Source organism: Klebsiella quasipneumoniae subsp. quasipneumoniae (assembly GCF_020525925.1).
Taxonomy (GTDB): Bacteria; Pseudomonadota; Gammaproteobacteria; order Enterobacterales; family Enterobacteriaceae; genus Klebsiella; species Klebsiella quasipneumoniae.
Map to the genome: position 1 here is coordinate 979,488 of NZ_CP084876.1, position 19,524 is coordinate 999,011.

A 19,524-nucleotide genomic window follows, 5' to 3' on the forward strand; every position below is an offset into this window, starting at 1 on the left:
ATGCACTATATCCAGCAACCGCAGGCGATTGAGGCGAAAAGCTTCGACATTATTGGCGACATTATTGCGCAGACCCGCCCGGACTACCGCTTTGCCAGCCCGCTACACGAAGCCATTATCAAGCGGGTGATCCACACCACCGCCGATTTTGACTGGCTGGATATCCTGTGGTTTTCTCCCGACGTGCTTCCTCGCTTAAGCGCCGCCCTGAGCCAGCCCTGCACGCTTTATACCGATACCACCATGGCCCTTTCCGGGATCAATAAAACCCTGCTGGCGAAATTCGGCGGCGAGTGCCGCTGCTATATCAGCGATCCGCGCGTGGTGGCGGAGGCCAAAGCGCAGGGGATGACCCGCTCGATGGCGGCGGTCGATATTGCGGTTGCCGAAGAGGGCGAGAAGGTGTTTGTTTTCGGCAATGCGCCCACCGCGCTGTTTCGTCTGCTGGAGCATGATGTCGCGGTCAACGGCGTGATTGGCGTGCCGGTCGGCTTCGTCGGCGCGGCGGAGTCGAAAGAGGCCCTGACGCAGAGCGGCCTGCCGGGCATTGCCGCGCTGGGTCGTAAAGGCGGCAGCAACGTCGCCGCCGCTATCGTCAACGCCATTCTGTACCACTTACAGGGGGCGAGATGAGCGAGCAATCCTTCGACGCCCCGGTGTGGCACAACGGCAAGACGCTGCGCAAAGGCTATACCACCGGATCCTGCGCGACGGCGGCGGCAAAGGTCGCGGCGCTGATGGTGATGCGCCAGCACCTCATTCATCAGGTCTCCATTGTGACTCCTTCCGGCGTCACCCTGTGCCTTAACGTCGAATCGCCGCACGTCGAAGGGCAGCAGGCGATCGCCGCGATTCGTAAAGACGGCGGCGATGACGTTGACGCCACCCACGGGATGCTGATTTTCGCCCGCGTGACGCTCGACGACTCCGGCGAGATAACCCTGCGCGGCGGCGAAGGCGTCGGCACGGTCACCCGCAAAGGGATCGGCCTGCCCATCGGCAGCCCGGCGATTAACCGCACCCCGCGCCACACCATTGAGTCGGCGGTGCGCGAAGCGATAGGCCCGTCGCGTGGGGCGACGGTAGAGATTTTCGCCCCGGAAGGCGAGGCGCGGGCGCAGAAAACCTATAACTCGCGGCTGGGGATCCTGGGTGGTATCTCGATTATCGGCACCACCGGTATCGTGACGCCGATGTCGGAAGAGAGCTGGAAGCGTTCGCTTTCGCTGGAGCTGGAAATTAAGCGCGCGGCGGGGCTGGAGCGGGTGGTGCTGGTGCCGGGCAACCACGGTGAACGCTTCGTACGCGAGCAGATGGGCATCGACTCGCAGGTGGTGGTCACCATGAGCAACTTCGTCGGCTACATGATTGAAGAGGCCGTGCGCCTCGGGTTCCGTCAGATTGTGCTGATTGGCCATCCCGGCAAGCTGATTAAAGTCGCCGCCGGGATCTTCCACACCCACAGCCATATCGCCGATGCGCGGATGGAAACCCTGGTCGCGCATCTGGCGCTGCTGGGAGCGCCGTTGGCGCTGCTGCAGCTGGTGAGCGAATGCGATACCACCGAAGCGGCGATGGAGCACATCGACGCGTACGGTTTTCAGCCTATCTATAACCATCTTGCTGAACGCATCTGCCTGCGGGTGATGCAGATGCTGCGCTTTACCAAAACGCCGCCCGTCTGCGACGCCATCATGTTCTCCTTTGATAACAAGGTCCTCGGCAGCAATCGCCCGGTGGCCGAGATTGCGCGGGAGATGTCATGTTAACGGTGGTCGGCATGGGGCCGTCAGGCCTGCATTTGATGACGCCGGCGGCGCGTGAGGCGGTGGCGACGGCAGACGCTTTGGTCGGCGGTAAGCGGCATTTGCAGCAGTTCCCTGAGTTTGACGGCGAACGGTTTGCGCTGGGTGCCAATATCGCCGAACTGCTGGAGTGGATCGGCGAGCGCGACGCGCAGAAGGTGGTGGTGCTGGCCTCCGGCGACCCGCTGTTTTACGGCATCGGTACGCGGCTGATCGCCCACTTTGGCATCGAGCGCGTGCGCATTATCCCCGGCATCAGCGCGGTGCAGTATCTCTGCGCGAAGGCCGGTATTGATATGAACGATATCTGGCTGACCAGCAGCCACGGGCGAGACGTCTGTTTTGATGAGCTGGCGCGTCAGCGCAAGGTGGCGATGGTGACCGACGGGCGCTGTGGGCCGCGGGAAATCGCCGCCCAGCTGGCGGCGCGGGGTAAAGGGTATCGCTGGATGGTGATTGGCGAAAATCTGGCGATGGATAACGAGCGGATCCACTGGCTACCGGTCAGTGAGGTCGACGGCGAATATGAGATGAACGCGGTGGTGATCCTCGATGAAAGATGAGCTTTTTCTGCGCGGCGAGAAGGTGCCGATGACCAAAGAGGCGGTTCGCGCGCTGGCGCTGGCCAAACTTGAACTGCACCGGGCAAGCCACCTGATTGATATCGGCGCCGGTACCGGCAGCGTGTCGATTGAGGCGGCGCTGCAGTATCCCTCTTTGCAGGTAACCGCCATCGAACGCAACCCCGCGGCTCTCCGGCTGCTGGACGAAAACCGCCAGCATTTCACCTGCGGCAATATTGAGATCCTGCCCGGCGAAGCGCCGATGGTGATGACCGAGCGGGCCGACGCCATTTTTATGGGCGGCAGCGGCGGCCGCCTCGACGAACTGATTGACTGGTCGTGGCAGCAGCTCTACCCCGGCGGTCGCCTGGTGATGACCTTTATCCTGCAGGAGAACCTGAACGCCGCTCTCGACTATCTGCGGCTGAAGGGAATCGAACAGGTTGATTGCCTGCAGCTGAACGTTTCATCGCTGACCTCTCTGGGCAGCGGCCACTATTTCAAACCGAATAATCCCGTTTTTGTTATCGCCTGTCAGAAGGAAGAAAACCATGGCTGAGACATTTGACCCCCGTTGTGTGTGGTTCGTTGGCGCAGGGCCGGGCGACCGTGAGCTGATTACCCTCAAGGGCTACCGCTTGCTGCAGCAGGCCCAGGTGGTGATCTACGCCGGGTCGCTGATAAACACCGCGCTGCTGGAGTACTGCCCGCCTGGGGCGGAGTGTCACGACAGCGCCGAACTGCATCTGGAGCAAATTCTCGACCTGATGGAAGCCGGCGTTAAAGCCGGGAAAACGGTGGTGCGTTTACAGACCGGGGACGTGTCGCTGTACGGCTCGGTCCGCGAGCAGGGCGAAGAGCTCACCAAACGCGGTATCGACTGGCAGGTGGTGCCGGGCGTCAGCGCGTTTCTGGGCGCGGCGGCGGAGCTGGGCGTCGAGTACACCGTGCCGGAAGTCTCCCAGAGCCTGATCATCACCCGCCTTGAAGGGCGCACGCCGGTACCGGCGCGCGAGCAGCTTGAATCATTTGCCAGCCACCAGACTTCAATGGCGATTTACCTTTCCGTGCAGCGCATTCACCGGGTAGCGGAGCGCCTGATTGAAGGCGGCTATCCGGCAACCACGCCGGTGGCGGTGATCTATAAAGCGACCTGGCCGGAAAGCCAGACCGTACGCGGTACGCTGGCGGATATCGGCGACAAGGTACGCGAGGCGGGGATCCGCAAAACGGCGCTCATTCTGGTCGGGAATTTCCTGGGCGCTGAGTATCACTACTCAAAACTCTACGCGGCGGACTTTAGCCATGAATACCGTAAAGCCTGAATCAATCGCGCTTTTCTGCCTGACGCCAGGGGGCATTCGGCTGGCGAAACGGCTGGCGGCGATGCTGCCGTTAACCTGCTTTACCAGCGAGAAGCTGCTGGAAGAGGGTTTTCTCCCCTTTGAAAACGGTTTTGCCAGCGCCGCGCGCGAGGCCTTCAGCAGCTATTCGGCGCTGATTTTCATCGGCGCCACCGGGATCGCGGTACGCGTGCTGGCCCCGCTGGTCAATGATAAGTTCAGCGATCCGGCCGTGGTGGTGATCGACGAACGCGGCCAGCACGTCATTAGCCTGCTTTCCGGCCATGCGGGGGGCGCGAATGCCCTCAGCCGCTATCTGGCCGGGATGCTCGGCGCCGACCCGGTGATCACCACCGCCACCGACGTCAACGAGATGGCGGCCCTGGATACCCTGGCATTCCAGCTTAATGCCCGGATGAGCGACTTCCGCGCGGCGGTGAAAACCGTCAACCAGATGCTGGTCAGCCATCACCGCGTCGGCCTGTGGTGGGACGACGAACTGGATGAAGACGTCCGCCACTGCGACCGGCGGGGGTTTATCACCGTGACCGATCTGCACCAGCTTCCCGAGCTGGACGCGCTGGTCTGCGTCACGCTGCGCAACGAACTGCCGCCGATCGCCGTGCCGCACTGGAAACTGGTGCCGCAGCGGGTGGTCGCCGGAATTGGCTGCCGCCGCGATACGCCATTCCCGCTATTAGCGGCGCTGCTGGCGCGCCAGCTTGAGGCGCAGCGCCTGGATCCGCTGGCGCTGAAAGCTATCGGCAGCGTCACGTTGAAGAAGCACGAGCAGGGGCTGATTCAGCTGGCTTCCTGCTGTCGCGTACCGTTCGAAACCTTTCCCGCTGATGCCCTGCGCGAGCATGAGCATCACTTTCCCGCTTCATCGTTCGTCAGAAAAACCGTCGGCGTGGGGAGCGTATCCGGTCCGGCGGCCTGGCTGCTGAGCCATGGGCAACTGTTAGGCGAAACCCTGCGCGAACAGGGCGTCACTATTACTTTGGGAGTTTCACACTGATGTTAAGCGTAATCGGAATCGGCCCTGGCTCGCAGTCCATGATGACCATGGAGGCCATTGAAGCGCTGCAGGCGGCGGAAATCGTCGTTGGCTATAAGACCTACACGCACCTGGTGAAAGCCTTTACCGGCGATAAGCAGGTGATCAAAACCGGAATGTGCAAAGAGATTGAGCGCTGCCAGGCGGCGATTGAGCTGGCGCAGGCCGGGCATAACGTGGCGCTGATCAGCAGCGGCGATGCCGGTATTTACGGCATGGCCGGACTGGTGCTCGAACTGGTCAGCAAGCAGAAGCTGGATGTGGAAGTCCGCCTGATCCCGGGAATGACCGCCAGCATTGCCGCCGCCTCGCTGCTGGGCGCGCCGCTGATGCACGACTTCTGCCATATCAGCCTCAGCGATCTGCTGACCCCGTGGCCGGTGATTGAAAAGCGCATTGTCGCCGCCGGGGAAGCCGACTTCGTGATCTGTTTTTACAACCCGCGCAGCCGCGGCCGCGAGGGCCATCTGGCGCGCGCCTTTGAGCTGCTGTCGGCAAGTAAAAGCGCGCAGACCCCGGTGGGAGTCGTGAAATCCGCCGGACGTAAAAAACAGGAGAAATGGCTGACCACCCTGGGGGAGATGGATTTTGCACCGGTCGATATGACCAGCCTGGTGATCGTCGGCAACAAAGCGACGTATATCCAGGATGGCCTGATGATCACCCCGCGAGGCTACGTGCTGTGAGCCACGGCGAGGTGCTGGTGATGGGCGGAACCAGCGACGCGAGGGCGCTGTGTCAGCAGCTTGACGCGGCGCAGGTCCCCTACACCCTGTCGGTGGCGACCCCCACCGGCCAGCAGCTGGCGGGGGATATTCGCGGCCAGGTGCGCTGCGGGCGCCTCGAGCTGGAGGAGATGATCGCCTGGCTGAAAGCTAACCGGACCCGCTGGGTGATCGATGCTTCGCACCCCTACGCCGAAGCGGTAAGCCGCAATATCGTCCGGGCCTGTGAAACCGCCGGCGTGCTGCTGAGCCGCTATCAGCGCCCAGAGCAGCTGAGCGGCCTGACGCATCCGCTGCTCTATACCGTGGAGAGCATTGAACAAGCCTGCGAGGTGGCGCGGCATTTCGGCCAGCGCGTGCTACTCACCACGGGAAGTAAAGATCTGGCGCGCTGGCGGGCGGGATTAGGCGACAAAACGCTGCTGGCCCGGGTGTTGCCGGTCGCCGATGTCATCGCCCAATGCGCCGCGCTGGGGTTTGGCGTTGGCGAGATTTTCGCCCTGTGCGGGCCGTTCAGCGCCGAATTCAACGCCGCTTTCTACCGCCAGTGCCGGGCCGACGTGGTGATCACCAAAGCCTCCGGCGCCGAAGGCGGCTATCAGGAAAAAGTACAACCCTGTCTGGATGCCGGTATCCCCTGCATCGTGATTACGCGCCCGGCGCCGCTGGTGACGGGTGAAGAGTTACTGGAAAGTCAGGCTGCCTTTGCCCGGCGCTTAGCGCGCTGGCTGGCCGCTGCTTAAGGAGTCCGAAATGAAAAAAGCGCTTCTGGTGGTCAGTTTTGGCACCAGCTATCACGACACCTGTGAAAAGAATATCGTCGCCTGCGAGCGCGAGCTGGCGGCCAGCTGCCCGGACCGCGACACCTTTCGCGCCTTCACCTCCGGGATGATTATCCGCAAGCTCAAGCAGCGCGACGGTATCGAGATTGATACGCCGCTGCAGGCATTACAGAAGCTGGCCGAGCAGGGCTACCAGGATGTGGCGATTCAGTCGCTGCACATTATCAACGGCGATGAGTATGAAAAGATCGTCCGCGAAGTGCAAAGCCTGCGCCCGCTGTTCCTCCGCCTGACGCTGGGGGCGCCGCTGCTGAGCAGCCATAACGATTATGTCCAGCTGATGCAGGCGCTGCGCCAGCAGATGCCGCCGCTTGCTGCCGATGAAACGGTGGTCTTTATGGGCCACGGCGCCAGCCATCACGCTTTCGCCGCCTACGCCTGTCTGGATCATATGATGACGGCGAAGGGATTTCCGGCGCGGGTCGGCGCGGTCGAGAGCTATCCGGAAGTCGATATTCTTATCGATAGCCTGCGCCAGCAGGGGGTGAAGGGCGTGCACCTGATGCCGCTGATGCTGGTGGCCGGCGATCACGCCATTAACGATATGGCCTCGGACGAAGAGGACTCCTGGAAAACGCTGTTCAACGCCGCCGGTATCACGGCAACGCCCTGGCTGAACGGGCTGGGAGAGAATCCGGCGGTGCGCGCAATGTTCGTCGCTCACCTGCAGCAGGCGCTGAGCCTGGCAATGGAGGAGGCGGCATGAGCGGCAAACTGTATGCCTTAAGTACCGGCCCTGGCGCCGCCGACCTGATCACCGTGCGCGCGGCGCGGGTGCTGGGCAAGCTGGACATTCTCTACGCGCCCGCCGGACGTAAAGGCGGCGACAGCCTCGCGCTCTCCATCGTGCGCGAGTATATCGGCGAACGGACCGAAGTGCGCTGCTGCCATTTCCCGATGAGCGCCGACAGCGCGGAAAAAGAGGCGGTGTGGGATGAGGTTGCCGCGGCGCTGGTTCAGGAAGTGGAAGCGGGCAAGCAGGTCGGGTTTATTACCCTCGGCGACGCCATGCTGTTCAGCACCTGGGTGTTCTTACTCCAGCGTATCGGCTGCCCGGAGTGGCTGGAGATTGTTCCTGGCGTCACCTCTTTCGCCGCCATTGCCGCGCGTTCAAAAACGCCGCTGGCCATGGAGCAGCAATCGCTGGCGGTGATCTCCTGCACCGCGCCGGAAACGGAAATCGAGCAGGCGCTGCGCCAGCATGAAAGCCTGGTGCTGATGAAAGTGTACGGGCGGTTTCCCCGCATCAAAGCGCTGCTGGCGAAAAACGGTCTGCTGGATGCCGCGCTGATGATGTCCGAAGCCACGCTGCCGGGCGAGCAGTGCTGGCGCCATCTCAATGACGTCAGCGACGACCAGCCGCTGCCCTATTTCTCGACCATTCTGGTCAATAAACAGTGGGAGTATGCAGAATGAAACTTGAACAACAGCTAAAACAGCTGTCTTTCAGCGGGTTAGCTGCGGCGCTATTGCTGATAGTGGTTCCCGAAAAGGCTTTCGCGATGCACATCATGGAGGGGTTTTTACCGCCGATGTGGGCCCTGGCATGGTGGCTGCTGTTTTTACCCTGCCTGTGGTACGGGCTGGTGCGCCTGCGCCGCATTGTGCAGGAAGATAACAATCAGAAGGTGCTGCTGGCGCTGTGCGGGGCGTTTATTTTTGTCCTCTCGGCGCTGAAAATTCCTTCCGTCACCGGCAGCTGTTCGCACCCGACCGGCGTCGGCCTGGCGGTGATTCTCTTCGGGCCTGGCGTGGTGGCGATCCTTGGCGCCATCGTGCTGCTGTTCCAGGCGCTGCTGCTGGCGCACGGCGGGCTGACGACGCTCGGCGCGAACGGCATGTCGATGGCGGTCATCGGGCCGGTGGTCGGCTATATGGTGTGGAAAATGGCCTGCCGCGCGGGCATTCGCCGCGACGTCGGGGTGTTTCTCTGCGCGATGCTGGCGGATCTGGTGACCTACTTTGTCACCTCCGTACAGCTCGGCGTGGCCTTCCCGGATCCCGCCGCTGGCGCGAGCGGATCGATCGTCAAGTTTATGGGGATCTTCTGCCTGACGCAGATCCCGATCGCCATTGCTGAAGGGCTGTTAACCGTCATGATCTACGACCAGTTGACCAAACGTCAGCTGATTACCGCACAGGGGCATTAACATGAAAAAGACGCTGATATTGTTCGCCATGGTGGTGGCGCTGGTGATCCTGCCCTTCTTTGTCGATCACGGCGGCGAATTCGGCGGTTCAGACGGCGAGGCGGAGAGCCAGATTCAGGTGGTCGCGCCGCATTATGAGCCGTGGTTCCAGCCGCTGTACGAACCGGCGAGCGGAGAAATTGAGAGCCTGCTGTTTACGCTCCAGGGCTCTCTCGGCGCGGCGGTCATTTTCTATATTCTGGGCTACAGCAAAGGCAGACAGCGCCGTGATGACCGGGTTTGAGCGACTCAGCTATCAGAGCCGCTGGTTTCACGTCGCGCCGGAGCGCAAGTTCCTGTTCTGGCTGCTGCTGATGGTGCTGGCTTTTACCCTGCCTCCGCTGGGGCAGGGTATCGAAATGGCGCTGATTGCCGCCTTAACCTGCTGGCTGCTGCGGGTCTCGCCGTGGCGCTGGTGCCGTTGGATGGCGCTGCCGTTTGGCTTCCTGCTGATCGGTGTGCTGACTATTCTGTTCAGCGTTAGCCGCAATCCGCAGGATCTGCTGGTGAGCCTGCCGCTGGGCAGCGTCTGGCTGGGCATCACGTCGGAGGGGTTGACGACCGCCAATCAGACCTTCTGGCGCAGCCTGGCGGCGCTGGCGTCCACCTTCTGGCTGGTGCTGAATCTGCCGTTCCCGCAGCTTATTTTGCTGCTCAAGCGCGGACGGGTACCGCGGCTGCTGACCGAGCAAATCCTGCTGACCTGGCGCTTTATTTTTATTCTGTTAGACGAAGCGCTGGCGATTCACCGTGCGCAAACATTACGTTTTGGCTACCGTAGCGTGCCGAAGGGCTATCGTTCGCTGGCGATGCTGGTAGGACTGCTGTTTACCCGGGTGATGATCCGCTACCAGCAGATGAGCACCACGCTGGATATCAAACTGTATCAGGGTGATTTTCACCTTTAAGGATAAGTATGCTTGCCACGACCGATCTCTGGTTTCGCTATCAGGACGAGCCGGTGCTGAAGGGGCTGACGCTGGATTTTTCCCATCACGCCGTGACCGGACTGGTTGGGGCGAACGGCTGCGGAAAATCCACGCTGTTTATGAACCTGAGCGGTCTGCTGCGCCCGCAGAGCGGGGCGGTGCTATGGCAGGGAAAACCGCTGGACTACAGCAAGCGCGGCCTGCTGGCGCTGCGTCAGCAGGTGGCGACCGTTTTCCAGGACCCGGACCAGCAGATTTTCTATACCGATATCAATAGCGATATCGCCTTTAGCCTGCGGAACCTGGGGGTTGCGGAAGAGGAAATTGCCCGCCGGGTGGACGATGCCCTGACTCTCGTCGATGCCCAGGGGTTTCGTCACCAGCCGATTCAGTGCCTGAGCCACGGGCAGAAAAAGCGCGTGGCGATAGCCGGCGCGCTGGTGCTGCAGGCGCGCTATTTACTGCTCGACGAGCCGACGGCGGGTCTCGATCCTTCGGGACGCGCGCAGATGATCGACATCATTAAGCGTATTGCCGATCGGGGCAACCACGTGGCGATCTCCAGCCACGATATCGATCTGATCTATGAAATCAGCGATGCGGTTTACGTCTTACGCCGCGGCGAAGTGCTGGCGCACGGCGAACCCGGGGAGGTGTTTGCCCGCAGCGAACTGATGGCCCGGGCCGGGCTCACCCAGCCGTGGCTGGTGAAACTGCACGCGCAGCTCGGGCTGCCGCTGTGTAAAACCGAAGAAGAATTTTTTACGCGGATGCGAAGCAACGCGATTAAGGAGGCGTCATGACGCTGGCAATTATGTTACAGGGCACCGCTTCTGACGTCGGCAAAAGCGTGCTGGTCGCGGGGCTGTGCCGCATCTTTTATCAGGACGGGCAGCGCACCGCGCCGTTTAAATCGCAGAATATGGCGCTCAATTCCGGTATCACGCCGGATGGCAAAGAGATGGGCCGCGCGCAGATTTTCCAGGCCGAAGCGGCGGGGATCGCGCCGGACGTGCGCATGAACCCGGTGCTGCTTAAGCCGACCAGCGACCGCAAAGCGCAGGTGGTGCTGATGGGCAAGGTGGCGACCGATATGGACGCGGTGAGCTATCACGAATATAAACCGCGCCTACGGGAACAGATCCTCGCGGTTTATAACAGCCTGGCCGCCGAACATGATGTGCTGGTGCTGGAAGGGGCGGGCAGTCCGGCGGAGATCAATCTGCGCGATCGCGATATCGTCAATATGGGCATGGCCGAGATGGCCCAGTGCCCGGTGATCCTCGTGGCGGATATCGATCGCGGCGGCGTCTTCGCCTCTATCTACGGCACGCTCGCGCTGCTGCACGATCGCGAGCGCGCGCGGGTCAAGGGCGTGATTATCAATAAATTTCGCGGCGACGTGGCGCTGCTGTATTCCGGGATCGAGCAGATAGAAGCGCTCACCGGCGTCCCGGTGCTCGGCGTCATGCCGTGGCTGGACGTCGATCTTGAAGATGAGGACGGCGTCGCGCTGCAAAAAGGGAAATATCTGCGCACCGACAGGCGCGATATTGAGATTGCCGTGATTCAGGTGCCGCACATCTCTAATTTTACCGATTTCAACGCGCTGGCGGCGCAGCCGGACGTCCGCGTCCGCTATGTTCGCCAGCCGCAGGAGCTGGCGGGCGTGGATATGGTGATCCTGCCGGGCAGTAAAAATACGCTCGGCGACCTGGGCTGGCTGCGCGAGAGCGGCATGGCGCATGCGGTACTGCAGGCCCGGCGTCAGGGCGTACCGGTGCTGGGGATCTGCGGCGGCTATCAGATGCTCGGCGAAACCATTATCGATGAGGTGGAGTCGGGGCTTGGCACCCAGCCGGGGCTGGGGTTGCTCAATACCGTCACCCACTTTGCGCACAGCAAAACGACGACCCAGGTCACGGCGACTCTGGCTCCGGCGCTGCCGGCGTGGCTGGCGGCAACGGCGGGGCTGGCGGTAAGCGGCTACGAAATTCATATGGGCGAAACCGAGCTGCGCGACGGCTGTCGTTCGCTGATGCAATTACATAAAGGCGGCCTGAGCGTGGCGGACGGCGCGGTCAGCGATGACGGCCTGGCGTTTGGCACCTATCTGCACGGCCTGTTCGATAGCGATGCCTTTACCCGCGCGCTGGTTAACGGCCTGCGCCAGCGTAAAGGGCTGGCGGCGCTGGATAGCGATTTCGTGTATGCACAGTATAAATCGCGCCAGTTCGATCTGCTGGCGGACGCGATGCGTCAGCATATCGATATCGAAAAAATCTACGCCATCATGCGTCAACATCAGGAGCCCGTATGCTGACTTTAGTGACCGGCGGGGCGCGCAGCGGTAAAAGCCGCCATGCCGAAGCGCTGATCGCCCATGCGCCGCAGGTACTGTATATCGCCACCTCGCAGGTCTTTGATGACGAGATGGCGGCGAGGATCCAGCACCACCGCGACGGCAGGCCCGCGCACTGGCGCACCGCCGAGCGCTGGCAGCAGCTTGATGAGCTGATCACCCCGGATATCGCCCCAGAGGAGGCGATTTTGCTGGAATGCATCACCACCCTGGTGACCAACCTGCTGTTTGCGCTGGGGGGCGACAGCTCGCCGGACGGCTGGGATTATGCGGCGATGGAGCGGGCGATCGACGCCGAAATCGCGGTACTGATTGCCGCCTGCCAGCGCTGCCCGGCCCGCGTGGTGCTGGTGACCAACGAGGTAGGGATGGGGATTGTGCCGGAAAACCGTCTTGCCCGCCATTTCCGCGATATCGCCGGACGCGTCAACCAGCGCCTTGCGGCGGCGGCAGACGAGGTGTGGCTGGTGGTGTCGGGCATTGGCGTAAAAATCAAATAGGCCAGGCGCGCCGTAACGGGCGTTATTCTTCCTGCTGGCTCTGCTATGAGTCAGCCAACAAGACGAGAACCTCTATGCAAAGCTTAACCTCTCTACTGGGCGCGATCCCTGCGCCTGATGAAAACGCGATGGCGCGCGCCCGGCTTCATATTGATGGTCTGCTGAAACCGCCCGGAAGCCTTGGACGCCTTGAAGATCTTGCCGTGCAGCTGGCGGGCATGCCCGGTCTTGACGGCGTGCCGCAGGTGAAAAAAAAGGCGCTGCTGGTGATGTGCGCCGACCACGGCGTGTGGGACGAAGGGGTCGCCATTTCGCCAAAAGCGGTGACCGCGATTCAGGCGGCGAATATGACGCTGGGCAAAACCGGCGTTTGCGTACTGGCGGCGCAGGCGGGCGCGAAGATGCACGTGATTGATGTCGGGATCGATGCCGAGCTGATACCGGGCGTCATCAACATGCGCGTGGCGCGTGGCTGCGGCAATATCGCCGTCGGTCCGGCAATGCGCCGCAGCCAGGCGGAAGAGCTGCTGCTGGAGGTGATGCGCTATACCCGGGGGCTGGCGCAGGATGGCGTCACGCTGTTTGGCGTCGGGGAGCTCGGAATGGCCAATACCACCCCGGCGGCGGCAATCGTCAGCGTCCTGACCGGCAGCGATGCCCAGGAGGTGGTAGGCATTGGCGCTAATCTGCCGTTGGCGAAGGTTGGCAATAAAGTTGAGGTGGTACGACGAGCCATCGCCGTTAACCGCCCCGATCCGCATGATGGTCTGGACGTGCTGGCGAAAGTGGGCGGTTTTGATTTATTGGGGATGACGGGGGTAATGCTGGGCGCGGCCTCCTGCGGTCTGCCGGTGGTGCTCGATGGCTTCCTCTCCTACGCCGCGGCGCTGGCGGCGTGCCGAATGGCGCCGCAGGTGAAACCCTATCTTATCCCGTCGCACTATTCGGCGGAGAAGGGGGCGCGTATCGCGCTGGCGCACCTGGAGCTGGAACCGTATCTCAACATGGGGATGCGCCTGGGCGAAGGCAGCGGCGCGGCGCTGGCGATGCCGATCGTGGAAGCGGCCTGCGCGATGTATCACGAAATGGGGATGCTGGCGGCGAGCAATATTGTGTTGCCGAAGGGCTGAGAAGGTGGGGGAGCGGCGCTGCGCCGTTCCCGGAATTCTGTAGCGGATTCGCGGAGCGCAGAAACAAAAAAACACCCTGGAGGGTGTTTGTAATGTTGGTTGCGGGGGCCGGATTTGAACCGACGACCTTCGGGTTATGAGCCCGACGAGCTACCAGGCTGCTCCACCCCGCGTCACCGTACTGCTTCACATTGTCAAATTTGATTGGTTGCGGGGGCCGGATTTGAACCGACGACCTTCGGGTTATGAGCCCGACGAGCTACCAGGCTGCTCCACCCCGCGTCACCGTACTGCTTTACTTCATCAAATTTTAATTGGTTGCGGGGGCCAGATTTGAACTGACGACCTTCGGGTTATGAGCCCGACGAGCTACCAGGCTGCTCCACCCCGCGTCCGTGGAAGCGCACTATACTCCGCTAGCGAGATGATGCAACCTTTTTTCGACCAAATCGACATTTTTGTAAGAATTGGCTTATAAAACGCCATGTTGTGGTGTTTTTTTACACAAATCTGTGCCATCGATGAGATCGCGCATTTCAATAGCCCCGGCGCTTTGTTATCTTCAACACGCACTAAGGCTTCGCAGCAAAAGATGAGACACCATGAAAGGACGTTGGGCAAAATATGTAGCGACGGGGGCAATGCTGGCCATGCTCGCCGCCTGTTCCTCAAAACCGACCGACCGCGGTCAGCAATATAGCGATGGCAAGTTCACCCAGCCGTTTTCACTGGTAAACCAGCCGGATGCCGTCGGGGCGCCGATCAATGCCGGCGACTTCTCCGAGCAGGTTAATCAAATTCGTAACGCTTCGCCGCGCCTCTATAACAGCCAAAGCAACGTCTATAACGCGCTGCAGGAGTGGCTGCGCGCCGGCGGCGACACCCGTACGCTGCGCCAGTTTGGCATCGACGCCTGGCAGATGCAGGGCACCGACAACTATGGCAACGTCCAGTTTACCGGCTACTACACGCCGGTGGTGCAGGCGCGCCACACCCGCCAGGGCGAATTCCAGTACCCCATTTACCGGATGCCGCCGAAGCGCGGCAAGCTGCCGTCCCGCGCCAGCATTTATGCCGGCGCGCTGAGCGATAACTATGTGCTGGCGTACAGCAACTCGCTGATGGATAACTTCATCATGGACGTGCAGGGCAGCGGTTATATCGACTTTGGCGATGGTTCGCCGCTCAACTTCTTTAGCTATGCCGGGAAAAACGGCTGGCCCTATCGCAGCATCGGCAAAGTGCTGATCGACCGTGGGGAAGTGAAGAAAGAAGATATGTCGATGCAGGCGATCCGCGAGTGGGGTGAAAAGCACAGCGAAGCGGAAGTGCGTGAGCTGCTGGAGCAGAACCCGTCGTTCGTGTTCTTTAAACCGCAGTCTTTCGCGCCGGTGAAAGGGGCCAGCGCCGTGCCGCTGATTGGCCGCGCCTCGGTGGCCTCCGACCGGTCGATTATTCCGCCGGGAACCACCTTGCTGGCCGAGGTGCCTCTGCTGGATAATAACGGCAAGTTTAACGGCCAATACGAACTGCGACTGATGGTCGCCCTCGATGTTGGCGGGGCCATCAAAGGCCAGCATTTCGACATCTATCAGGGCATTGGGCCTGACGCAGGCCACCGTGCCGGCTGGTATAACCACTATGGCCGCGTATGGGTGCTGAAAAACGCCCCGGGCGCGGGCAACGTCTTTAGCGGCTAGTACTCACGTTCTTTTCCCCGGTCGCGCTGCGCTTACCGGGGCTACGGTAGCCCGGGTAAGGCGCTTGCGCCGCGACCCGGGAATGTCCACTAATTCTGAGGTTATATGTCTGTTGTAATCAGCGATGCCTGGCGCCAGCGTTTTGGCGGTACGGCACGTTTATATGGTGAAAAAGCGCTGCAATGTTTTGCCGACGCCCACGTCTGCGTGGTCGGCATCGGCGGGGTCGGCTCGTGGGCGGCGGAAGCGCTGGCGCGAACCGGCATCGGGGCAATCACCCTTATCGATATGGACGATGTCTGCGTCACCAATACCAACCGCCAGATCCACGCCCTCAGCGGCAACGTCGGGCTGGCGAAAGCCGAAGTGATGGCGGAGCGTATTCGCCTGATCAACCCGGAGTGTCGGGTGACGGTAGTGGATGATTTCGTGACCCCGGAAAACGTGGCGGAATACCTGGGCGCCGGCTTCAGCTACGTCATCGACGCCATCGATAGCGTCCGGCCGAAAGCGGCGTTAATCGCTTACTGTCGTCGCCATAAGGTGCCGCTGGTCACCACCGGCGGCGCGGGCGGACAAATCGATCCGACGCAAATCCAGGTCGCCGATCTGGCGAAAACCATCCAGGATCCGCTGGCGGCCAAACTGCGCGAGCGGCTGAAAAGCCAGTTTGGGGTGGTGAAAAACAGCAAAGGCAAGCTCGGCGTGGACTGCGTCTTCTCTACCGAAGCGCTGGTCTACCCGCAGGCGGACGGCAGCGTCTGCGCGATGAAAAGCACCGCTGAGGGGCCGAAGCGGATGGACTGCGCATCCGGGTTTGGCGCGGCGACGATGGTGACCGCGACCTTTGGCTTTGTCGCGGTATCCCATGCGCTGAGGAAAATGCTGGCGAAGGCGGAGCGGCAGACGGCGTAAATTCCCGGGTCGCGGCGCAGGCGCCTTACCCGGGCTACAAGACAATTCTCCGGAGGCACCTGTCCGGGCGACAAAACCGCACGAACCCGTAGCCCGGGCAAGGCGCGTCAAGCGCCGCCCCCGGATGAGCTTAAACCTCAACCTCGCGGGCGGCGGCGAGCACCGCTTCGCTCAGGGCGCTGAGCCCCTGGCTGCGCGAGGCGCTCAGCTGGCCGCGCAGCCCCAGCTCGTCGAACAGCGCCAGCGGATCCTCGGCCAGGATCCCGGCGCGGGTTTTTCCTTCCACGGCGGTTAAGAGTACGGCTAAAAGACCGCGCACAATCCGTCCTTCGCTGTCGCCAAAGAAGTGCAGCCTGCCTTCGGCATCCTCCTCATAGCCCAGCCAGACGCGGTTTTCACACCCGGCAATCTCCCGGGCCTGCGCTTTGCGCTCATCGGTCAGCGTCGGCAGCTTTTTGCCCAATAAAATCAGCTGCCGATATTTATCCTCCCACTGGTTCAGCGGGGCAAAGGTCTGGCGCAGCGTGGCGTCGGTAATGGTCGTGCCGAAGGGATGCAGAGTTGTCATTAATCCACCAGAATTTCCAGAGCGCGATCCACCGCGTGGACCAGCGCCGCAACATCGTCTTGGGTATTGTAGGGGGCGAAAGAGGCCCGCAGCGTGCCGCTGACCCCTAAGGCCGCCAGCAGCGGCTGGGCGCAGTGTTGCCCGGCGCGCAGGGCAATGCCGGACTCCGCCAGCAGCGTCACCAGATCGCTGTGATGAATACCGTCGAACTCAAAGGCGAGCAGGCTTGACTGCTGGCAGCGGAAAGAGCGGAAGCCTGGCCGTTTCGCCAGCGCCTCTTCCGCCAGGCTCGCCAGACTGCGGCTCCAGTTTTCCGCCTGGCCGATATCGCTCTGCGCCAGCCACTCCAGCGCGGCGCTCAGGCCAATCACCCCGGCGACATTGGGCGTACCGGCCTCAAGGCCATAGGGCGCCGGCTGCGGCGTAAAGCCGTCAAAGCTGACCTCGGCGATCATCTTCCCGCCGCCGAGCCAGGGCGACATCGCCGCCAGCAGTTCGCTTTTACCGTACAGGGCGCCGATCCCGGTCGGGCCATACAGCTTATGGCCGGAAAAGGCGTAAAAATCGATATCCAGCGCCTGCACGTCCGCGGGGAAATGCACTGCCCCCTGGGCGCCATCGACCATCACCACCATTCCGGCGGCGTGAGCAAGGCGGATGGCCTGCGCCAGGTCCGGGCAGCCGCCGGTGACGTTGGACATCTGCCCGATGGCCAGCACCCGGCTGCGCGGGGTGATGAGCGCGCCGAGGCTGGCGATATCCGGCAGCCGGTCGGCGCCAAGCGGCAGCTTGACCACTCTGGCGCCGGTCTGCCCGGCCACCATCAGCCAGGGCACGAGGTTGGCATGATGCTCGGCTTCGCTGACGATAATTTCATCGCCAGGCTGCAGGCGCGGCCGGACGTAGCTCTGCGCCACCATATTGATGGCCTCCGTGGTCCCCCGCGTCCAGACGATATCTTTGCCGGAGGGGGCGTTCAGCCACGCCGCCACGCGCTCGCGGGCCGCCTCATAGCGCTCGGTCAGCCGCTGGGCGGCGGCGAATTGACTGCGGTGGACGTTGCCGGCGCTCAGGCGATAAAACTGGTCGCTGGCGTCGATCACCGCCAGCGGTTTGAGCGCCGTCGCCGCGCTGTCGAGATAGACGCCGGCGTCGGCCAGAGCCGGAAACTGCGCGCGAAAGTGCGCAGGGTTGAATGCGTTCATGGAATTCCTCGTATCAATACCGCGATCGTCGCGCAATTTGCCGGGCGTGACAAGGCCTCTGCGTCCTGTGGAATTGTCCGAATGTGACTCCACATGGGGCAAAGAGGGTTATGCTGAAAAGTGTTGGGTTTGTGTTTTAACCTATTACTTAACGAGTCACGAATAGTATAAATAGCCGTAAGGAGAGAAAAATGAAAATGACTAAGGCCGCTGCGATTATCTCTGCCTGTATGCTGACTCTGGGCCTGAGCGCCTGTTCCTCTAACTATGTGATGCATACCAATGATGGGCGGACCATCGTCACCGACGGGAAACCGCAAACCGATAATGATACTGGCATGATCTCGTATAAGGACGCGTGGGGCAACAAACAGCAGATCAATCGCTCTGACGTGAAACAGCTGGGTGAGCTGGACGAGTAAGGCAGTAAAAAGGCAAAAAAAAGCACCGCGCGTTGCGGTGCTACATTAAATCACTATGGACAGACAGGGTAAATGTACAGGAAGTGAAAAGGGGTAGCCTGGCTACCAGGGTCTGCAAAGACAGACCAATTGCAAACACAACAACACAACATCACAACCGTAAGCCAAAAGCTTGATGGAACACGCATTCCAAAAAAAGCTTCTCGTTCCGGCTCAGGAAGTGCCGCCACTATAGGTATTTGCTGGTAGAACCTCAACGGACAATTTATAATGGCTCAGATAAAAAAAACTAATAGGTTAACCGTTGTTTCCTATTTGTTAAATTGAGTTAACATCTAAGCCAGAATAACCATGTCGAAGCGATTACCTCCTCTGAATGCATTACGTGTTTTTGATGCAGCCGCACGCCATCTCAGCTTCACTCGGGCAGCCGATGAGCTTTTTGTGACGCAGGCCGCAGTCAGCCACCAAATCAAGTCTCTCGAGGATTTTCTGGGCCTTAAGCTGTTCCGTCGGCGCAATCGTTCGCTGCTGTTAACGGAAGAAGGGCAAAGCTATTTTCAGGATATTAAAGAGATTTTTTCGCAACTGACGGAAGCGACGCGTAAACTGCAGGCGCGCAGCGCCAAAGGGGCCTTAACGGTCAGTTTATTGCCAAGTTTTGCCATCCAGTGGCTGGTGCCGAGACTCACAAGCTTTAACTCAGCTTATCCGGGAATCGACGTCAGGATCCAGGCGGTGGACCGTCAGGAGGATAAGCTGGCGGACGATGTCGACGTGGCGATTTTTTACGGTCGCGGCAACTGGCCGGGCCTGCGAGTGGAAAAACTGTACGCCGAGTATCTGCTGCCGGTCTGTTCCCCGCTGCTGCTCACCGGCGACAAGGCATTGAAAACGCCTGCCGATCTGGCGCAACATACGCTGCTTCACGATGCGTCCCGCCGCGACTGGCAAACTTATACCCGCCAGCTGGGTCTAAGCCATATTAATGTGCAGCAGGGACCGATTTTCAGCCATAGCGCGATGGTGCTGCAGGCGGCCATTCATGGGCAGGGCGTGGCGCTGGCCAACAACGTCATGGCGCAGTCCGAAATTGAAGCCGGTCGCCTGGTGTGTCCGTTTAATGATGTTCTGGTCAGTAAGAATGCGTTTTACCTTGTTTGCCATGACAGTCAGGCAGAACTGGGTAAAATAGCCGCTTTCCGGCAGTGGATTCTGGCGAAAGCGGCAAGTGAACAAGAAAAATTCCGCTTTCGTTATGAACAATAA

Annotated in this window: 23 protein-coding genes and 3 tRNA genes; 21 read left to right on the top strand and 5 right to left on the bottom strand. The window is 61.0% G+C overall.

From position 1 onward, the window contains the following. The 17 genes from LGM20_RS04905 (at position 1) to cobT (ending at position 13,445) form a co-directional block, all read left to right on the top strand. Positions 1-633 carry a cobalt-precorrin-8 methylmutase gene (locus LGM20_RS04905; RefSeq protein ID WP_004133657.1) on the top strand — a complete coding sequence of 211 codons (633 nt, stop codon included), beginning with the start codon at positions 1-3 and terminating at the stop codon, positions 631-633. Next, positions 630-1,769, top strand: coding sequence for a cobalt-precorrin-5B (C(1))-methyltransferase CbiD (cbiD, locus tag LGM20_RS04910; protein WP_044524592.1), 1,140 nt, complete (start codon positions 630-632; stop codon positions 1,767-1,769). Before LGM20_RS04905 ends, cbiD begins: the two co-directional genes overlap by 4 nt. After that, positions 1,763-2,368 carry a cobalt-precorrin-7 (C(5))-methyltransferase gene (locus LGM20_RS04915; RefSeq protein WP_044524590.1) on the top strand — a complete coding sequence of 202 codons (606 nt, stop codon included), beginning with the start codon at positions 1,763-1,765 and terminating at the stop codon, positions 2,366-2,368. Before cbiD ends, LGM20_RS04915 begins: the two co-directional genes overlap by 7 nt. Further along, the gene (locus LGM20_RS04920; protein WP_032453946.1) at positions 2,358-2,927 is read left to right on the top strand and encodes a decarboxylating cobalt-precorrin-6B (C(15))-methyltransferase; all 570 of its coding nucleotides are present in this window, start codon (positions 2,358-2,360) and stop codon (positions 2,925-2,927) included. The genes LGM20_RS04915 and LGM20_RS04920 overlap by 11 nt, the downstream gene beginning before the upstream one ends. Then, positions 2,920-3,693 (top strand): cobalt-precorrin-4 methyltransferase, encoded by a 774-nt coding sequence (locus tag LGM20_RS04925; RefSeq protein WP_044524589.1) that lies wholly within the window; start codon positions 2,920-2,922, stop codon positions 3,691-3,693. Before LGM20_RS04920 ends, LGM20_RS04925 begins: the two co-directional genes overlap by 8 nt. Beyond that, entirely contained in the window at positions 3,674-4,729 is a 1,056-nt protein-coding gene (gene cbiG, locus LGM20_RS04930; protein ID WP_044524588.1) for a cobalt-precorrin 5A hydrolase, read from the top strand. The genes LGM20_RS04925 and cbiG overlap by 20 nt, the downstream gene beginning before the upstream one ends. Then, complete coding sequence (locus LGM20_RS04935; protein ID WP_004105101.1) at positions 4,729-5,454, top strand: precorrin-3B C(17)-methyltransferase; 726 nt, start codon at positions 4,729-4,731, stop codon at positions 5,452-5,454. Before cbiG ends, LGM20_RS04935 begins: the two co-directional genes overlap by 1 nt. After that, positions 5,451-6,236 carry a cobalt-precorrin-6A reductase gene (locus tag LGM20_RS04940; RefSeq protein WP_044524586.1) on the top strand — a complete coding sequence of 262 codons (786 nt, stop codon included), beginning with the start codon at positions 5,451-5,453 and terminating at the stop codon, positions 6,234-6,236. Before LGM20_RS04935 ends, LGM20_RS04940 begins: the two co-directional genes overlap by 4 nt. A 10-nt stretch (positions 6,237-6,246) precedes the next feature. Further along, positions 6,247-7,041: a sirohydrochlorin cobaltochelatase gene (gene cbiK / locus LGM20_RS04945; RefSeq protein ID WP_044524585.1), complete on the top strand. Its 795-nt coding sequence runs from the start codon at positions 6,247-6,249 to the stop codon at positions 7,039-7,041. Next, positions 7,038-7,751 (top strand): cobalt-factor II C(20)-methyltransferase, encoded by a 714-nt coding sequence (locus LGM20_RS04950; protein WP_044524583.1) that lies wholly within the window; start codon positions 7,038-7,040, stop codon positions 7,749-7,751. Before cbiK ends, LGM20_RS04950 begins: the two co-directional genes overlap by 4 nt. Beyond that, positions 7,748-8,485 carry a cobalt ECF transporter S component CbiM gene (cbiM, locus tag LGM20_RS04955; RefSeq protein ID WP_023290867.1) on the top strand — a complete coding sequence of 246 codons (738 nt, stop codon included), beginning with the start codon at positions 7,748-7,750 and terminating at the stop codon, positions 8,483-8,485. The genes LGM20_RS04950 and cbiM overlap by 4 nt, the downstream gene beginning before the upstream one ends. Position 8,486: 1 nt before the next feature. Beyond that, the gene (locus LGM20_RS04960; protein ID WP_004105092.1) at positions 8,487-8,768 is read left to right on the top strand and encodes an energy-coupling factor ABC transporter substrate-binding protein; all 282 of its coding nucleotides are present in this window, start codon (positions 8,487-8,489) and stop codon (positions 8,766-8,768) included. Beyond that, on the top strand, positions 8,755-9,432 hold the full coding sequence (locus LGM20_RS04965; protein WP_044524581.1) for an energy-coupling factor ABC transporter transmembrane protein: 678 nt from the start codon (positions 8,755-8,757) through the stop codon (positions 9,430-9,432). The genes LGM20_RS04960 and LGM20_RS04965 overlap by 14 nt, the downstream gene beginning before the upstream one ends. An 8-nt stretch (positions 9,433-9,440) precedes the next feature. Further along, positions 9,441-10,256, top strand: coding sequence for an energy-coupling factor ABC transporter ATP-binding protein (locus LGM20_RS04970; RefSeq protein ID WP_044524580.1), 816 nt, complete (start codon positions 9,441-9,443; stop codon positions 10,254-10,256). Next, positions 10,253-11,776, top strand: coding sequence for a cobyric acid synthase (locus tag LGM20_RS04975; RefSeq protein ID WP_044524578.1), 1,524 nt, complete (start codon positions 10,253-10,255; stop codon positions 11,774-11,776). The genes LGM20_RS04970 and LGM20_RS04975 overlap by 4 nt, the downstream gene beginning before the upstream one ends. Next, positions 11,770-12,315 (top strand): bifunctional adenosylcobinamide kinase/adenosylcobinamide-phosphate guanylyltransferase, encoded by a 546-nt coding sequence (gene cobU / locus LGM20_RS04980; protein WP_044524577.1) that lies wholly within the window; start codon positions 11,770-11,772, stop codon positions 12,313-12,315. The genes LGM20_RS04975 and cobU overlap by 7 nt, the downstream gene beginning before the upstream one ends. A 74-nt stretch (positions 12,316-12,389) precedes the next feature. After that, the gene (cobT, locus tag LGM20_RS04985; protein ID WP_044524576.1) at positions 12,390-13,445 is read left to right on the top strand and encodes a nicotinate-nucleotide--dimethylbenzimidazole phosphoribosyltransferase; all 1,056 of its coding nucleotides are present in this window, start codon (positions 12,390-12,392) and stop codon (positions 13,443-13,445) included. 96 nt (positions 13,446-13,541) lie between these two features. Here the strand turns inward: cobT and LGM20_RS04990 are convergent. The 3 genes from LGM20_RS04990 to LGM20_RS05000 all read right to left on the bottom strand — a co-directional run bounded on the left by LGM20_RS04990 (position 13,542) and on the right by LGM20_RS05000 (position 13,837). Further along, positions 13,542-13,618 (bottom strand) — tRNA-Met (locus tag LGM20_RS04990). Positions 13,619-13,650: 32 nt separating this feature from the next. Continuing rightward, positions 13,651-13,727, bottom strand: a tRNA-Met gene (locus LGM20_RS04995). A gap of 33 nt (positions 13,728-13,760) precedes the next feature. Continuing rightward, positions 13,761-13,837: transfer RNA gene (locus LGM20_RS05000), tRNA-Met, on the bottom strand. Between the two features lie 210 nt (positions 13,838-14,047). Here LGM20_RS05000 and mltA point away from each other — a divergent pair. Together mltA and tcdA are read left to right on the top strand one after the other, a co-directional pair. After that, positions 14,048-15,145 carry a murein transglycosylase A gene (mltA, locus tag LGM20_RS05005; protein WP_008806279.1) on the top strand — a complete coding sequence of 366 codons (1,098 nt, stop codon included), beginning with the start codon at positions 14,048-14,050 and terminating at the stop codon, positions 15,143-15,145. Positions 15,146-15,250: 105 nt separating this feature from the next. Further along, on the top strand, positions 15,251-16,060 hold the full coding sequence (gene tcdA, locus LGM20_RS05010) for a tRNA cyclic N6-threonylcarbamoyladenosine(37) synthase TcdA (protein WP_044524565.1): 810 nt from the start codon (positions 15,251-15,253) through the stop codon (positions 16,058-16,060). Between the two features lie 130 nt (positions 16,061-16,190). On the opposite strand, the gene csdE is transcribed toward tcdA, so the two are convergent. Next, a complete protein-coding gene (gene csdE / locus LGM20_RS05015; RefSeq protein WP_023290863.1) occupies positions 16,191-16,628 on the bottom strand; it encodes a cysteine desulfurase sulfur acceptor subunit CsdE in 438 nt (145 codons plus the stop codon). Next, a complete protein-coding gene (csdA, locus tag LGM20_RS05020) occupies positions 16,628-17,833 on the bottom strand; it encodes a cysteine desulfurase CsdA (protein WP_023290862.1) in 1,206 nt (401 codons plus the stop codon). Before csdA ends, csdE begins: the two co-directional genes overlap by 1 nt. Positions 17,834-18,030: 197 nt before the next feature. On the opposite strand from csdA, the gene LGM20_RS05025 reads away from it, so the two are divergent. Together LGM20_RS05025 and gcvA are read left to right on the top strand one after the other, a co-directional pair. After that, positions 18,031-18,255, top strand: a complete 225-nt coding sequence (locus tag LGM20_RS05025) for a YgdI/YgdR family lipoprotein (RefSeq protein ID WP_002915549.1) — start codon at positions 18,031-18,033, stop codon at positions 18,253-18,255. 351 nt (positions 18,256-18,606) lie between these two features. Next, a complete protein-coding gene (gene gcvA, locus LGM20_RS05030) occupies positions 18,607-19,524 on the top strand; it encodes a glycine cleavage system transcriptional regulator GcvA (protein WP_002915545.1) in 918 nt (305 codons plus the stop codon).